Source organism: Mesorhizobium sp. WSM4904 (assembly GCF_029674545.1).
GTDB lineage: Bacteria > Pseudomonadota > Alphaproteobacteria > Rhizobiales > Rhizobiaceae > Mesorhizobium.
Genome location: NZ_CP121354.1, coordinates 2,009,748 through 2,024,223 on the forward strand (window position 1 = coordinate 2,009,748; position 14,476 = coordinate 2,024,223).

A 14,476-nucleotide genomic window follows, 5' to 3' on the forward strand; every position below is an offset into this window, starting at 1 on the left:
TGTTCAACGGAAATGAGGCGTTGTACTGATCGCATCTGTTTGATGTACACTCAATCCGAGGAGGAAGTTGGGGGAGGAAAATATTGGGCGGGGCAATAGATGACATACTCTTCGCATCCTTTTTTGCGGGCAAATGAGAATCGTCCAGTACACGCCGGATTTGACGACGACACCACCGCACTGATCAAGGCGCTTGGGTTCACGCCAAGACGCTATGCGGCGGAGACGGTGATCGTCAGGCAGGGCGAGAACAAAGATCGGATGTTCGTCGTCGAGTCGGGCTGGGGCTGCATTGCTCATGAACTCGCCGGCGGTCAACGACAGATCCTGGACTTCGCCCTGAAGGGCGATATCGTGCTGCCTCAGTTCAACGGAGGCGGCGCTCTCGAGACATTCGTGGCGCTAACCGACCTTTCGGTGCTGGTCGCTTCGACCAAGACATTCGCCCTTGCCGCCATGAAATCGCCTCCGCTCTTTTCCGTTATTCTCGAGGCACTCGTGCAAAACGGAGCGGTGATCGCCCAACATCTCACCAATGTTGGACGGCGCAGCGCGCTGGGACGGTCGGCGCATCTGTTCCTCGAACTGATCGCGCGTCTGGAGCGGGTCGGCGCGGTCAACCATGACAGCTTCGAATGTCCTCTCACCCAGTACGATCTCGCGGATGTCCTCGGCCTCACTCCGATCCATGTCAATCGGATGCTGCGGGAGTTGCGAGAGCGCAAGTTCCTCGAATTCCGGCATGGCCATGTTCGCATGATCGATCGGGCGGGGCTGATAAAGTTTGCCGGGTTCGCGGGCGAATATGTAGAAAGTTGAGGCGCTTAAAGGGTTTCCAAGTCCACCGCGAGCATACACTTCATCGCATATTGCCCGTATGCCCTTGCGAATACCGCCCTGGCTGCGGCCAGACCGTCAGGCCATGCGGCTCGACACCGACGCGGATCTTGGTCACCGCGCCTGACATCGTGTCGATCATATAGACCTCGCCGTCGAAGCGGCCGGACAGCCAGAGCTGCTTGCCGTCGGCGCTGACATTGCCCATGTCGGGGCTGCCGCCGTCCGGGATCGGCCATTGCGCGACGACCTGGCGCCTGGCGAAGTCGATCACCGTCACGCTGCCAGGCCCGTCGGCGCGGCCCTGCTCCATCTTGTGCGAGCCGCGGTTCGAGACGTAGAGCCGCTTGCCGTCGCGGCTGACGACAAAGCCGTGCGCGCCTATGCCCGTCGCGATGAAGCCGATCTCCTTGAAACTGTCGCCATCGATGAGGAACACACCGTCGTTCATCATGTCGGCGACGTAGAAGATTTTGCCGTCGGGCGACAGCCTGATGTCCTGCGGCATCGCCCATCTTCGACAGATCGAGATGGCCGAGCACCTTCCGGTTCTTGAGGTCGATCTTGGCCAGCCCGCCGTCGCCATATTCGCAGGTGAAGATCGCGTAGGAATTGTCGGCCGCGAAGTCGGCATGGTTGATGCCGGGACAGGTCGGCGTCAGGATGATCGATTTCAGCGTCATGGTCTGCGGATCGCGCAGGTCGAGCTGCTTCAGGGCCTCGTCGACGATGATGGCGGCGCTGCCGTCCGGCATGAAGTACATGTTGTAGGGGTCGTCGACCGGCACCTGCTTGCCGGGCTTGGCGGTCGTCGGATCGATCGGCGTCAGGCTGCCGTTCCTGCCGGTGCCGTTGTTGGCCACCCAGAGCGTCTTCAGGTCCCAGGACGGAACGACGTGCTGCGGCTTGCTGCCGACCGGAAACCTGCCGACCTCCTTCAGCGTCACCGGGTCGATGACGGAAACGCTGTTCGAGGAGCGGTTGGGCACGTAGACGCGCGACAACGCACCCGCCGTGGCCGGGCTCATATGGCCGGCGGTGGTGTGGACATAGATGTCGACGAGCGAAGGCGGGGGCTCGCTGCAATCCTCGGGGCAAGTATCGGCCAGGGCCCGGGCCGGAAGCATGGCGATCAGGACGAGCGGCGTACAGAGGCGGGCGAAGCGCAGGAAGGTTTCGATCATCGGGAAATGCATTGTGGTGAAGGTTGGCCGGACCCGGCCGCCGGATGCCATAGCCGGTGTGCAGCCTTTCATCTAGCGCCTTTTCAACAGGCCCCGCATGCGGTTGCGCAGGATGCGCGCCATGTTGCGGGTCTCGCGGTAAAGGTGGAGCTGCGAGGCCGCCTGGCGGGCCAGCCGGTCGGCGTCGGGCGTCAGGCCGACCACCAGCGTGCCCATCGGCTTGCGTTCCGTCCACAGCCGGCTCATCACCGGATGGTCGGGCACCGCGCAGGAATCGGTCATGACGATGTTGGGGTCGTCGAGGTGCTGTTTCGTCACCTCGATCATCAGAAGCGTGCCCGGCGAATAGGCGGAGAGCGCCTCGTCATAGGCCGTCTTCCAAGTATAGGCGACACCAGCCTCGACGAACACCACGAGGCAGGCGATGGTGCGGCCGTCGAGCGTCAGCGAATGGATGCGGCACATGTCGTGCTCGGCGAGCCGGTGCACGGCCTCGCGGGCGAAGGCGGCGCGGTAGCGGTCGATCGCCATGGCCGTGCGCTCGCGGCCCTTCCAGCCGGCGGCCTCCAGCGTCAGGAAGCCCTCGATGGCGTGGCGGATTTCGTCCTGTCCGCGCGCCACGACATGCTCGAGCTTGCCGAGGTCGGCGAGGCGCCGCTTCAGGCGGCGGAATTCGCGATGGTGATGCGAGCGCAGCGAGGCCTTGAGATAGCCGTCGCCGTCGGCGTCGCTTTCCAGCACCGGGCGCTCGACCCTGCCGGTGGTGACCAGGGTCAGGCCGCGGCTGTCGGCAAAGGACGTGAGCAGGCTCGCCACGGGACCGTCCAGCCGCATGTCGGGCAGCACGAACACCTTCGGCAGCTTGAGATGCGGCCTCCCCAGCATCGAGAAGAAATCCTCGATGACGCCGACCGGATCGTCGCGGTCGACCAGCGGCGTGCCGAGCGGACCGAACGGGCTCGACCATGTGCGCATGACCGATACGCCGAGCGGGATCGCCGGCCGCTCGACCGAGAACGGCACCAGAAGCCGCAACCGGTTGCGGAACTCGTCGCCGTCGCGGATCACGGCCAGCCGCACCTCGCGGTCCTCGAGCCTCGGCATGGCGGGGGCCAGGAAGCGCGGGTTGAAGAACACATTGGGCTCGATCGTGCGGGCGCTGAGATAATCGAGCTCCTCGACGAGGTCGAAGCCCGCGGATGCCGGATAGATCGCGAGCTTGCGCTCCGGCCGGTTGTTGGCGAAGAGCTCGATATGGGCGGGATCGGCCTCCCTGGCGAGGCCGGCAAGGCCCGACACCATGGCGCCGGCCGGGCCGCCGCTGGTCTCCTCAAGCAACGGAACGGCGGCCATCAGGCGATTTCCTTATTTGCAGGCACGAAAATCGCCATGACGATGCCGAGCTTGCGCCAGACGGTGAAGGACAGCGCGCCTGCCTCGAAGATCATGGCGAGGCTGGTGGCGATCGCGGCGCCCCAGAGGCCGAAGAGCGGGATCAGGACCACGTTGAGACCGATGTTCAAGGCAAGCGTCATGGCGTAGACGGCGGCGCAGATGTTCTGGTTGCCGCTCATGGTGAGCAGGCTTTCGCAAGGGCCGACGGCGCCGCGCGCGACGACGCCGAAGACGAGCAGGAAGAGCAGCGGATAGCCGGCGGTGAATTCCGGGCCGAACAGCACCAGCATCGGTTCGCCGAGCGCGAGCACCAGCAGCGCCATCGCTAGCGACGGCCAGAAGGTCCAGGAGACGGTCTCGCGGGCGAAGGCGGCGAGCCTTTCCGGCTCGCCATGGGTGAACTGCGCATAACGCTGGGCAACGCCCGCCTTGACCGCGAAATAGACGAAATGCACCAGCGCCAGCGTCTTCACCGTGGCGAAGTAGACGGCGACGTCGTTGGGGTCGAGATAGGCGCCGACCATCAGCACGTCGGCATTGGTGAGCAGGAAGAAGAAACTCTCGACCAGGAAGATCGGCAGCGAGACGAGGAACCACCGGCTGAAATGCACGGTCATCGGACCGGCCGGGATCTTCTTGTCCATGCGGGAGGTGACGCCCATCAGTTGGCCGAGCGTCGTGATATAGGTAGCGGCAATCGAGGCGAAGATGGCGGTCTTGGCGTCGGGGGCGTAGTTCAGGGCGAGCATTGCCGCCATGAACGCCAGGATCAGCACCGGCCGCACCAGATAGGTCGGCGACAGCGCGAACAGCGCCCATGAATTCGCCCGCGCCAGCCCCTGCAGAAGATCGCCCATCGCGATCATCGGCAGGCAGATGACGCCGAGGATGAAGGGGATGACGTAGTAGCTCTCGATCCAGGGCGAGGCGAGCCAGACGCCAAGCGCCCCGAGGCCGGCGATCACCGTCGAGGCGATAAGCACGAACAGCCGGCTCGCCAGGACAATGCCGCGCAGCTCGGCGAGCATGCCGCGCTCGCGGTACTCGGGAATGAAGCGAATGACCGAGGTGTGGAAGCCGAGGCAGGCAAGGTTGCCGACGATGACCATCGTCACCCAGACCAGCACGAAGATGCCGTATTCGAACGAGCCCATCCAGCGCGCCATCAGCACCTGGCTGACGAAGGCGATGACGGCGCTGACGATGCGGATGGAAAAGGCGATCAGCGACATGCGGCCGGCTTCGCCGCGTTCGTCGGCGGTGAACAGCGCGGCGTCGATGCGGCCAAGCAGCGGGCGCATGCGCCGCGCCCAGCGCTGCGGCAGGAACCGCCCGGCAGTCGTAGCCGCGGAAAAGCGCACCCCGAATTCTCTCCCTTTTCCGCCTCTTTCCAGGATTTCGGTCTATCCGAAACACCTTAAGAAACGGTTGGGTGAGGAGGGACAGCGGGCAGCGAAAGGCGAGCGAGCGCCGGGGATTGCCCGTAGGCAAGGGGAGCCAGCCGGCGCCGCGCTCGCCCTTCCCCTGGCAGGGGAAGGGAGGACACCGGACGCGGCGCCGGTGTCCCAAGTTCCACAGGGACGCTCTTACATCCCCTTCATCGCGTCGCAGGACACGTTCGGATTCATGTCTGCGAAGGCGCCGGTCGGATTCGGCTTCCAGGCCCAGACGTGAAGCTCGTAAAACGGGCCGAGGCCGTAGCGGTTGGGCGCCGTGTTGAAGTTGAACAGGTGACCTTCGAGCGAGGCCGGACCCTTCGAGGTGATGTACTCGACGGCGATCAGCTTCAGCGTGCCGTCGGCCATCGGTTCGTACATCACCGCCTCGGGCTTGGCGACGTTGACGGCGTCGTCCTTCAGATAGGCGGCATTGACGCAGTGTATGCCCATGGCGCCGCCGGTAAGGCCGCTGGCGCAGGGGATCGGCGCATAGCCTTCGGCCTTCGCCGCCGCCACGTCCTCGAAGCGGCTATCGGCCGCCCGCACCTTTTCGGCCAGCGAATTCATGGCCTCGGCGCTGACGGCGCCGGCCGCCATGACGGTCAGGGCCGAAACCGCGACGAGGCACCGGGACCAGTTGTGGATGCTCATTTTTCCTCTCCAATTCGGTTGAGGCGCGCAAAGTCATAGCGGGCCGGTCAAAGGCCACGTTCAAACGCCTGTCGCGCCTGTCGTTGCGGGCCTATCGGACCCGCTCGTCAGATCACCAGTGATGCCACCAATATTCCCAGTATTCGCGCGGCATCTCGCGCTCATCGAGGCCGATATCGCGTCTCAGATAATCGTCCCGCGGCGGCAACCGGCGGCGCCGGTTTCGCACAGGCGAAAGCAGCGCCGCCATGGCCCGCCGGATGAAGCCGCGCCGTGGCGTGAGGATATCGGCGGGGGCGGATATTCCCTCGCTGTCCGGCATGACATCAGGTCCGCCTTCGGCAGGGACGATCTGAAGCGCATCTTTGCGCCGTTGATCAGCGATAAAAGTAAGGGTCGAGGACCCGCACCTCCGTGATCTTGTCGACGGGAAGCGAATTCTTCTGCGCCGTGCTGCGGATCGCCTCGGGCGAGGGCGCGTCATAGACGCAGAAGCTCTTCGACTTGTCGGGTGAAACGAATGACTGCACCCAGGTCACGCCCTTTTCGGCGTTGCGGGCGATGACACCGCCCATGGCTGCCGCGCCGGCATCGTTCATCGGCACGTTGAGGCCTTCGGAAAATGTGCGTTCAACCAGATAACGAGGCATGATTGGTTTTCCTTTGGTGATTGAATCGCGCTCGGTTCAAGCGCGGCCGGACTAAAACCACGCTCGCAAAATCCGCGCATCGGCACCTTTCCCCATATTTGGCGGGACGATTCCCCATGTTAGAAACGTTATTTGTGGAGAGATGAACCTCAATGTGTGGAAGGTCACATTATTGAGCGCCCGTCCGGACTATCGAGGCGGCGTCCCGCCGCGGTTAAAATCCTGACTTCGCGAGAGAGAGAGAGAATGCTTCTGGAAAGGCAGACGCAGCTCCAGCAACTGGAGGCCCTGCTGACGCATGCGATGCAAGGCTGCGGCCGCGTCGTGGCGCTGTCGGGCGAGGCCGGCGCGGGCAAGACGGCGCTGGTCGAGGCTTTCGTAGACCGCGTGGGCGTGGATCATGTGGGCGTGGATCGTGTCGGGCAAGGGGTGACCTTACTCCGCAGCGCCTGCGAGGACCTGTCGATACCCGATCCGCTGGGGCCGCTCTACGACCTCGCCCGCGAGGCGCAGTGGGAACTGCCGCGGGCGATCGACGATCGGCAGGGGCAGCGGCTGCCGCTGTTTTCCGACGCGCTCGACGTCTTCGAGGCGAAGGGTCCGAGCCTGCTTGTCATCGAGGACCTGCATTGGGCGGATGACGCGACGCTCGATCTCGTCCGCTTTCTTGGCCGGCGCATTGCAAACTCCCACATTCTGCTCTTGGTCACGGCGCGCACCGATCGCAGCGAAGGACAGATGCGCGTTCGCCGGGCACTTGGCGAGATCCCGGCCGGCAATGTCGCGCGTATCGAGGTGCCGTTGCTCAGCGGGGCCGCCGTGCTGTCGCTCGCGGAGCGGGCCGGCCGCGACGGCGACGCGATCTACCGGGCCACCGCCGGCAACGCCTTCTTCGTTACCGAACTGCTCGCCGCCGAAAGCGACAGCGCGTTGCCGGCGAGCGTTCGCGACGCGGTTCTGGCGCGGGCCGAACGGCTGTCGCCCGGCGCCCGTTCGATGCTCGACGCGGTGTCCGTGTTTCCGCGCCGCGCCGATGCCTGGGCGCTCAGCGGCCTGTGCGGGATCGCGGCAGCCGGCCAACTCGCCGAATGCGTCAGCCAGGGCCTGCTCGAGGATTTCGGCGACGGCTACGCCTTCCGGCACGAGATCGCTCGCCGGGCCATCGAGATGGCGCTGACGCCGAGCCGACGGCGCGAGTACAACCAGCGCGCACTGGCGGCACTGCAGGAGAACCCGGATGTGGCCACCGCAAGGCTGGTGCATCATGCGGTGGAGGCGCAGAACCTGGAGGCGGTGCGCACGCTTGCGCCGCTTGCGGCGCGCGAGGCTTCCCGCGTCGGCGCGCATCGCGATGCCGCCGGCCATTACGAGGTCGCCTTGCGCCATTCCGACGGCCTACCGATGGAAAGCCAGGCGGCGCTCCATGAAGGCCATGCCTTCGAATGCCATCTCATCGGCCGCATCGACGCGGCCATGGAGGCACAGGGCGAAGCGCGCCGGCTGCAGCAAGCGCTGGGCGACAGGCTGAAGGAAGGCGACAGCCTCAGATGCCTGTCGCGCTTCGCCTATCTGCTGGGCGACCGCGAGGCAGCGGATCGGTTCGGGACACAGGCGGTCGAGCTGCTGGAAACGGCCCCCGACAGTCCCGAACTTGCCATGGCGTACTCGAACCTTTCCCAACTGGCGATGCTGGCCGAAAGGCTCGACGAGACGCTTTCGCTCGGCGGCAAGGCCGTGGAGCTGGCGGAGCGGCTGAACCGGCCGGACATCCTTTGTCACGCGCTCAACAATGTCGGGGCAGCCGGACAATGGCTGGATTTCGCCAAAGGGCGGCGCGACCTCGCCCGCAGCCTTGGAATCGCCCTTGCAGGTAATTTCCAGGAGCATGCGGCGCGCGCCTTCACCAATTGCGCCTGCGTCGAGATGAACCGGATCAACCTCAACGAGGCGGAGGCCCTTCTCGACCGTGGCATCGCCTATTGCGTCGAGAACGATCTCGCGACCTGGCGCGACTACATGCGCGGCGTGCAGGCGCAGTTGTTGCTGCGGCGCGGCCTGTGGAACGACGCGGCCGCGGTGGCGCATGACGTCATCGACAACGAGGCAACGACCGCGCTCGTGCGCTACCCGTCGCTGGTGGCGCTGGCGAGGCTGCGCATCCGGCGGGGCGATCCTTCGGCCGAGCCGGTGCTGGACGAGATGAGGCGGTTCCTGGACAAAGGCATGGAGCTGCAGCGGCTGGTGCCTTACGCGATGGTGATGGCCGAGCTCGCATGGCTCTGGCAAGGCGACAGGGAAGAGGCGCTGCGCCTGATCGACCTGGCTGAAAGCCTGTCGCCGACGCGCGCCGTGTTCGGCGAGCTGGCGACCTGGCGGCAGCTGCTGGCGCCTGACGATGATCCGGGTGAGACCGGCGGCATGGCGGAGCCGCATCGCCTTCTGCTTGCCGGCGACTGGCGCGGCGCCGCGGCATTCTGGGCCGGGATCGACGCCCCCTTCGAACGCGCGCTCGCCCTGCTGCAAGGCGACGAAGCGGCGTTGCGCGAGGCGCTCGACATCTTCGAAGGGCTTGGCGCAAGGCCGGTGGCGCAGCACGTGCGCGGCATGATGCGGCAAAGCGGCGTCAGCCATATCGCGCGCGGACCAAGGCAGGCAACGCGCGCCAACCTCGCCGGTCTCACCCAGCGCCAGATGGAAGTGCTGCAACTGATCGAGCGTGGCTTCTCCAACAAGAAGATCGCCGCGCACCTGACCATTTCGCCGAAGACGGTCGATCACCATGTCTCGGCAGTGCTGGAGAAGCTGGAAGCCGTCTCGCGCGGCGAGGCGACGGCCGCGGCGCGGGCATCGGGATTGTTGTGAGGCTTGTTTCCTGCGCCTGCCCCTCATCCGCCCTTCGGGCCCCTCGTCCCCGTTGAACGGGGAGAAGGAAGAGGGAGTCAGGCGAAGGCGCCGTGGCAGTGCTTGTACTTCTTGCCGGAGCCGCAGGGGCAGGCCTCGTTGCGGCCGACCTTGCCCCAGGTCGCCGGATTCTTCGGGTCGCGATTCTCCGGTGCGACGATGGCGCTCTGATCCTGGCGGACCAGCAATGCGGTCTCGCCGCCCTGGAAATCGTCCTCGCCCGTGGTGCCGTCGATATGGCTGCCGAACATGTCGGGCGCAGCCGGCGGCGGCGCTTCAGCCGCTTGGCGGACGAGCTCGACGCGCATCAGCTGCGCGGTGACGGCCTGGCGCAGATTGCCGAGCATGCCCTGGAACAGCTCGAAGGCCTCACCCTTGTATTCCTGCAGCGGGTCGCGCTGGGCATAGCCGCGGAAGCCGACGACCGAGCGCAGGTGGTCGAGATTGACGATGTGCTCGCGCCACAGATGGTCTAGCGTCTGCAGCACCACCGAACGCTCGACATAGCTCATCACGTCGGGGCCGAAGCGCTCGGCGCGCTCCTTGGCGGCTGCCTCGGCGGCGGCCGAGATGCGTTCGCGGATATCGTCCTCGGCGATGCCCTCTTCCTTGACCCACTCCTCTACCGGCAGGTCGAGGTTGAGATACTGCGCCACCTCTTCCTTCAGGCCGGCAACGTTCCACTGCTCGGCATAGGCGTTTTCCGGGATGTTCTTGGTGACGATTTCCTCGATGACGCCCTCGCGCATCTCGGTGACCGTCTCGGACAGGCCTTCGCCGTCCATCAGCTCGATGCGCTGCTCGAACACCACCTTGCGCTGGTCGTTGGAGACGTCATCGTATTTCAGCAGATTCTTGCGGATGTCGAAGTTGCGCGCCTCGACCTTCTTCTGCGCCTTTTCCAGCGCCTTGTTGATCCACGGGTGGATGATGGCCTCGTCTTCCTTGAGGCCGAGCTTCTGCAGCATGCCGTCCATGCGCTCGGAGCCGAAGATGCGCATCAAATCGTCCTGCAGCGACAAGAAGAATTTCGAGCGGCCCGGGTCGCCCTGGCGGCCGGAACGACCGCGAAGCTGGTTGTCGATGCGGCGCGATTCATGGCGCTCGGTGGCCAATACATAGAGGCCGCCGGCGGCCAGCGCCTTTTCCTTCAGCTGCGCGATGTCGTCGCGGATCTGCTTTTCGCGCGCCTCGCGCTCCGGTCCGGCCGGAACCTCGGCAAGCTCCTCGGCGATGCGCATGTCGGCATTGCCGCCGAGCTGGATGTCGGTGCCGCGGCCGGCCATGTTGGTGGCGATGGTGATGGCGCCAGGCTTGCCGGCCTGGGCGACGATGGACGCCTCGCGCTCATGGTGGCGGGCGTTGAGGACTTCGAAGTTCTTGATGCCTTCCTTGCGCAGGCGCTCGGCCAGCTGCTCGGATTTCTCGATCGAGGTGGTGCCGACCAGGATCGGCTGGCCGCGCTCGCGGGCGTCGCGGATCTCCTTGACGATCGCCTTGTACTTCTCATCCACCGTCCGGTAGACCTCGTCGTCCTCGTCCTTGCGGGCAACCGGCAGGTTGGTCGGGATCTCGGTGACCTCGAGATTGTAGATGTTGGCAAATTCCTCGGCCTCGGTCAGCGCCGTGCCGGTCATGCCGGCGAGCTTCTTGTAGAGGCGGAAATAGTTCTGGAAGGTGACGGAGGCCAGCGTCTGGTTCTCCGGCTGGATCTGCACATGTTCCTTGGCCTCGAGCGCCTGGTGCAGGCCTTCCGAATAGCGGCGGCCGGGCATCATGCGGCCGGTGAACTCGTCGATGATGACGATCTCGCCGTTTCGCACGATGTAGTCCCTGTCCTTCTGGAACAGAAGGTGCGCCTTCAGCGCGTTGTTGACGTGATGGACGATGGCCACGTTCTCCACGTCGTAAAGCGACTCGCCCTTCAAAAGGCCGGCGTCGCGCAGCATGTTTTCCAGCTTTTCGGTGCCGTCCTCGGTGAAGATCGTGGTCTTCTGCTTTTCGTCGACCTCGTAGTCGGCAGGGCCGAGCTTCAGCATGAAGGCGTCGATGGTGTTGTACATTTCCGAGCGGTCCTCGAGCGGACCGGAAATGATCAGCGGGGTGCGCGCTTCATCGACCAGGATGGAGTCGACCTCGTCGACGATGGCGTAGGCATGGCCGCGCTGCACCATCTGCGAACGCTCGTATTTCATGTTGTCGCGCAGATAGTCGAAGCCGAGCTCGTTGTTGGTGGCGTAGGTGACGTCGGCGGCGTAGGCGTCGCGGCGTTCGTCATCCGAAAGACCGTGGACGATGATGCCGACGCTGAGGCCGAGGAACTTGTAGATGCGGCCCATCCATTCGGCGTCGCGCTTGGCGAGATAATCGTTGACGGTGACGACGTGCACGCCCTTGCCGGCGAGCGCATTGAGATAGACCGGCAAGGTGGCGACAAGCGTCTTGCCTTCGCCCGTGCGCATTTCGGCGATGCCGCCATTGTGCAGCACCATGCCGCCGATCAATTGCACATCAAAAGGACGCATGCCCAGAACGCGGCGGGCCGCCTCGCGCACGGTGGCGAAAGCCGGTACGAGCAAGTCGTCGAGAGAAGCGCCGTTGGCGAGATCCTGGCGGAATTTTTCGGTGCGGCCGGCAAGCTCGGCATCAGAGAGCGCCCGCATCTCGTTTTCCAACCCATTGATGGCCTCGACCCGGGGCCGGGTCGACTTGACTCGGCGGTCGTTGGAAGAGCCGAAAACCTTACGCGCGAGAGCGCCGAGACTGACCATCCAATGGTCCTTTCGATAGCAATTTTAGCCGTTTGCGACAGGCGCCTGGCGGGCCCATCAAATCCGCGTGAATGCGGACAAACGCAAAAAGCGCCCGGAAAACGGTTCTGGACGCCAAGTCGTTGGACAGATAAGAGGGGGCTCAACTGATGTCAACGCCGCGTTAGCCCCACGGGCAGCGCCAAATTCCGCCACAATCGGACTGATCTGGAACCTTTCCGCTCAAGCGATCCTTATTGGCAATCCCCATTGGAGTTTATCTTGATGTCCCTGCTGTTCCGCCGCGCGTCGCTCGCCAGCCTTGGCCTGGCCTTCGGGCTCTCGGCACTTTCACTGTCGCCGCTGATGGCACAGGAAACCAAGCCAGCCCAGCCGGACGCCGCGGCTCCCGCCGCTGCGCCGAACGCCATCGTCGCCACCATCAACGGCGAGAAGCTGACCGAGGCTGATCTTGCGCTTGCCGAAGGCGAGCTGTCGCAGCAGTTCCAGCAGCTGCCGCCGGAACAGCGCCGCGCCGCCGCCCTTTCGGCGGCCATCGAAATCCGCGTCATGGCCAAAAAGGCGGTCGACAGCGGTCTCGACAAGGATGCCGATTTCCAGCGTCGCATGGCGTTCCTGCAGCAGCGCGCCCTGCATGGCGAGGTGGTCGAGAAGGAGGTCGTCAACAAGGTTACGGACGCCGAGGTTCGCGCCCGCTACGACCAGGAAATCGCAAACACGCCGCCGGTCAATGAAATCCACGCCCGTCACATCCTCGTGAAGACGAAGGAAGAGGCCGAGGCGATCATCAAGCAGCTCGACGGCGGCGCCGATTTCCAGAAGCTCGCCAACGAGCATACCAGCGACCCGAGCGGCAAGTCGAACGGCGGCGATCTCGGCTGGTTCGGTCCCGGGCAGATGGTGCCGGAGTTCGACAAGGCGGCGTTCGCGCTCGATGTCGGCAAATACTCCAAGGAGCCGGTGCAGTCGCAGTTCGGCTGGCACGTCATCAAGGTCGAGGACAAGCGCGCCAAGCAGCCGCCGGCCTTCGACGACGTCAAGGACCAGGCCAAGCAGGCAGTCATCCGCGACAAGTATTTCGCCATGGTCAAGGAATTGCGCGGCGCCGCCAAGGTCGAGATCCCGGACGGAAAGCTGAAGGCTGCGGTCGACACGCTGGAGAGCGGCAAGTAATCCGCTCTCGCCTGGGACCTTTGCAAAGGGCGCCTTCGGGCGCCCTTTCGCGTTTAAAGCGCGCGCGCTTTGCGCTGTCTTTGCCCCAGACGCTGGGCCCCAGACGCTGGGCGCCGTTTTTTATTGCCTTGTGTGCACGGCCAGATGGACTCCGGTGGCCTTCTGCAAGTGGCTGATGACGGAAAACAGGTTGCCTGCCGTGGGGTTGCCTGCAGCGCTGAACATCCGCATGAGGCTTTTTGGTGGCCTGCCAACGTCTTCGGCGAGTTCCTCGAAGCCAATGGTCGCGTTGATATAGTCGCGCAATACGAGCTTGCCGGTGTCAACATCTCCATTGAGCAGCAGCTCAACGGCTTCGCCGAGAAGGGCAGCGCGAAATGCCATATCGGTGTCGGCACGTGCCTTGACAGTTTCCTTGAAATCGCGGGTCAGAGGCATCGTTATCGCCCTTTCTTTCGTTGCCGGTACTCTTGCCATCGATCTTGCGCGGCTGTGATATCCGCCTGTTGCCTACGCTTTGTGCCGCCGGCGAGAAGAATGACCAACTCTTCGCCATCGCGCCCGAGATAGATCCGGTGGCCCGGCCCCCAATCGATGCGGTGTTCCAAAACGCCGGCCCCGACCGATTTGAGGCTTGCAAGATTGCCCTGCTCGATGCGGGCAAGAGCGACCGTGATCTTCGCCGCTGCCCGTGAATCCAAGGACCCGAACCAAAGCAAGTTTGTTCTTTCCGGCCTACCGTTCAAGACGTTCCGCAGGGTTCATCCGAAATACCTTTTCGCTCCGATGCCTTAAGGATGCCGCACGTCAGGTAGCGGACCGCGGTCCGGATCGTCGCCTCGTCTTCATCGAGGCGGTTGGTCAGAAGATGCCGCCACGCATAGGAGGCGATCAGGTCGGCCACGATGCCGGCGTCAACGTCCGCCGCCAGCTCGCCGCGCGCCTTGGCGCGCTCGATCATTGCGCCGGTATGGGCGCGGCGCCCTTTCGCATAGTCGGCGAGCGCCGCCGCCGCGGCCTCGTCGGACTGCGCTTCGGCGATCAGCGACCGGAAGACGTTGCCGGACGAAGTGTCGCGCCAGTGCGCGAACAGATTCGCCAGGAAGCCGGCGAGATCCTCCTCGAGCTTGCCGGTATCGGGCACCTCGACGCGTTTTTGCCGCTGGTAGACTTCGATCAGCAGCGCCGCCTTGCTCGGCCACCAGCGATAGATGGTCGGCTTCCCCGCCCGCGCCCGCCGCGCGACGGCCTCGATCGAAAAGCCGGAATAGCCGGCCTCCGCCAGCACCGCTTCGGCGGCCTCGATGATGGCGTCGGCGCTTTCCGGGTTTCGCTTGGCGCCGATCGACTTGCGCCCCGGGGCGGCAACTTCGCCCATATCGTCGTCCTTAGATTGTCTTGACGCAATTCCGGACGGAAAAACCGCTTCACGCTTTTCCCGGAATTGCTTTAGCCGATGAATCTTCCGCTGATCA

General features: G+C 64.5%; 14 protein-coding genes and 1 pseudogene. 4 read left to right on the forward strand and 11 right to left on the reverse strand.

Translation table 11 applies throughout. From position 1 onward, the window contains the following. Positions 1–99 precede the first annotated feature (99 nt). Positions 100–819, forward strand: a complete 720-nt coding sequence (locus QAZ47_RS09560; RefSeq protein ID WP_278233064.1) for a Crp/Fnr family transcriptional regulator — start codon at positions 100–102, stop codon at positions 817–819. 40 nt (positions 820–859) lie between these two features. On the opposite strand, the gene QAZ47_RS09565 is transcribed toward QAZ47_RS09560, so the two are convergent. After that, complete coding sequence (locus QAZ47_RS09565) at positions 860–1,345, reverse strand: YncE family protein (protein WP_278233932.1); 486 nt, start codon at positions 1,343–1,345, stop codon at positions 860–862. Positions 1,346–1,476: 131 nt separating this feature from the next. Between QAZ47_RS09565 and QAZ47_RS09570 the strand changes: the two genes are divergently transcribed. Continuing rightward, a complete protein-coding gene (locus QAZ47_RS09570) occupies positions 1,477–1,608 on the forward strand; it encodes a hypothetical protein (RefSeq protein WP_278233933.1) in 132 nt (43 codons plus the stop codon). Here the strand turns inward: QAZ47_RS09570 and QAZ47_RS32085 are convergent. The 6 genes and pseudogenes from QAZ47_RS32085 to QAZ47_RS09600 all read right to left on the reverse strand — a co-directional run. Then, positions 1,572–2,093, reverse strand: a pseudogene (locus QAZ47_RS32085) (YncE family protein); the annotation flags it as partial. The gene QAZ47_RS09570 and the pseudogene QAZ47_RS32085 sit on opposite strands and share 37 nt — an antisense overlap. Beyond that, positions 2,094–3,374, reverse strand: coding sequence for a GNAT family N-acetyltransferase (locus QAZ47_RS09580; RefSeq protein ID WP_278233065.1), 1,281 nt, complete (start codon positions 3,372–3,374; stop codon positions 2,094–2,096). After that, positions 3,374–4,777: a lipopolysaccharide biosynthesis protein gene (locus tag QAZ47_RS09585; RefSeq protein WP_278233066.1), complete on the reverse strand. Its 1,404-nt coding sequence runs from the start codon at positions 4,775–4,777 to the stop codon at positions 3,374–3,376. The genes QAZ47_RS09580 and QAZ47_RS09585 overlap by 1 nt, the downstream gene beginning before the upstream one ends. Positions 4,778–5,002: 225 nt before the next feature. Next, positions 5,003–5,506 carry a hypothetical protein gene (locus tag QAZ47_RS09590; RefSeq protein ID WP_278233067.1) on the reverse strand — a complete coding sequence of 168 codons (504 nt, stop codon included), beginning with the start codon at positions 5,504–5,506 and terminating at the stop codon, positions 5,003–5,005. 112 nt (positions 5,507–5,618) lie between these two features. Next, positions 5,619–5,828 (reverse strand): hypothetical protein, encoded by a 210-nt coding sequence (locus QAZ47_RS09595; RefSeq protein ID WP_278233068.1) that lies wholly within the window; start codon positions 5,826–5,828, stop codon positions 5,619–5,621. A 55-nt stretch (positions 5,829–5,883) separates the two neighbouring features. Then, positions 5,884–6,156: a DUF4242 domain-containing protein gene (locus QAZ47_RS09600; protein ID WP_278233069.1), complete on the reverse strand. Its 273-nt coding sequence runs from the start codon at positions 6,154–6,156 to the stop codon at positions 5,884–5,886. Positions 6,157–6,402: 246 nt separating this feature from the next. Here QAZ47_RS09600 and QAZ47_RS09605 point away from each other — a divergent pair, with 246 nt between their 5' ends. Continuing rightward, entirely contained in the window at positions 6,403–9,018 is a 2,616-nt protein-coding gene (locus tag QAZ47_RS09605; protein ID WP_278233070.1) for a LuxR family transcriptional regulator, read from the forward strand. Positions 9,019–9,095: 77 nt separating this feature from the next. On the opposite strand, the gene secA is transcribed toward QAZ47_RS09605, so the two are convergent. Beyond that, a complete protein-coding gene (secA, locus tag QAZ47_RS09610; RefSeq protein ID WP_278233071.1) occupies positions 9,096–11,828 on the reverse strand; it encodes a preprotein translocase subunit SecA in 2,733 nt (910 codons plus the stop codon). Between the two features lie 264 nt (positions 11,829–12,092). Between secA and QAZ47_RS09615 the strand changes: the two genes are divergently transcribed. After that, positions 12,093–13,001: a peptidylprolyl isomerase gene (locus tag QAZ47_RS09615; protein WP_278233072.1), complete on the forward strand. Its 909-nt coding sequence runs from the start codon at positions 12,093–12,095 to the stop codon at positions 12,999–13,001. A 120-nt stretch (positions 13,002–13,121) separates the two neighbouring features. Here QAZ47_RS09615 and QAZ47_RS09620 read toward each other — a convergent pair whose 3' ends face one another. The 3 genes from QAZ47_RS09620 to QAZ47_RS09630 are packed head-to-tail and all read right to left on the reverse strand — an operon-like array spanning position 13,122 to position 14,379. Further along, the gene (locus QAZ47_RS09620) at positions 13,122–13,439 is read right to left on the reverse strand and encodes a transcriptional regulator (RefSeq protein WP_278206500.1); all 318 of its coding nucleotides are present in this window, start codon (positions 13,437–13,439) and stop codon (positions 13,122–13,124) included. Positions 13,440–13,441: 2 nt separating this feature from the next. Then, positions 13,442–13,747, reverse strand: coding sequence for a type II toxin-antitoxin system RelE/ParE family toxin (locus QAZ47_RS09625; RefSeq protein WP_278233073.1), 306 nt, complete (start codon positions 13,745–13,747; stop codon positions 13,442–13,444). Then, on the reverse strand, positions 13,744–14,379 hold the full coding sequence (locus QAZ47_RS09630; RefSeq protein ID WP_278233074.1) for a TetR/AcrR family transcriptional regulator: 636 nt from the start codon (positions 14,377–14,379) through the stop codon (positions 13,744–13,746). Before QAZ47_RS09630 ends, QAZ47_RS09625 begins: the two co-directional genes overlap by 4 nt. Positions 14,380–14,476 lie beyond the last annotated feature (97 nt).

What these genes read in the sequence shown, in the direction of transcription:
- QAZ47_RS09590 (WP_278233067.1), bottom strand. Translation starts at nt 5,506, where the DNA reads ATGAGCATCCACAACTGGTCCCGGTGCCTCGTCGCGGTTTCGGCCCTG.
- QAZ47_RS09560 (WP_278233064.1), top strand. Translation starts at nt 100, where the DNA reads ATGACATACTCTTCGCATCCTTTTTTGCGGGCAAATGAGAATCGTCCA.
- QAZ47_RS09620 (WP_278206500.1), bottom strand. Translation starts at nt 13,439, where the DNA reads ATGCCTCTGACCCGCGATTTCAAGGAAACTGTCAAGGCACGTGCCGAC.
- QAZ47_RS09580 (WP_278233065.1), bottom strand. Translation starts at nt 3,374, where the DNA reads ATGGCCGCCGTTCCGTTGCTTGAGGAGACCAGCGGCGGCCCGGCCGGC.
- QAZ47_RS09605 (WP_278233070.1), top strand. Translation starts at nt 6,403, where the DNA reads ATGCTTCTGGAAAGGCAGACGCAGCTCCAGCAACTGGAGGCCCTGCTG.
- secA (WP_278233071.1), bottom strand. Translation starts at nt 11,828, where the DNA reads ATGGTCAGTCTCGGCGCTCTCGCGCGTAAGGTTTTCGGCTCTTCCAAC.
- QAZ47_RS09615 (WP_278233072.1), top strand. Translation starts at nt 12,093, where the DNA reads ATGTCCCTGCTGTTCCGCCGCGCGTCGCTCGCCAGCCTTGGCCTGGCC.
- QAZ47_RS09570 (WP_278233933.1), top strand. Translation starts at nt 1,477, where the DNA reads ATGCCGGGACAGGTCGGCGTCAGGATGATCGATTTCAGCGTCATGGTC.
- QAZ47_RS09600 (WP_278233069.1), bottom strand. Translation starts at nt 6,156, where the DNA reads ATGCCTCGTTATCTGGTTGAACGCACATTTTCCGAAGGCCTCAACGTG.
- QAZ47_RS09565 (WP_278233932.1), bottom strand. Translation starts at nt 1,345, where the DNA reads ATGCCGCAGGACATCAGGCTGTCGCCCGACGGCAAAATCTTCTACGTC.
- QAZ47_RS09595 (WP_278233068.1), bottom strand. Translation starts at nt 5,828, where the DNA reads ATGCCGGACAGCGAGGGAATATCCGCCCCCGCCGATATCCTCACGCCA.
- QAZ47_RS09630 (WP_278233074.1), bottom strand. Translation starts at nt 14,379, where the DNA reads ATGGGCGAAGTTGCCGCCCCGGGGCGCAAGTCGATCGGCGCCAAGCGA.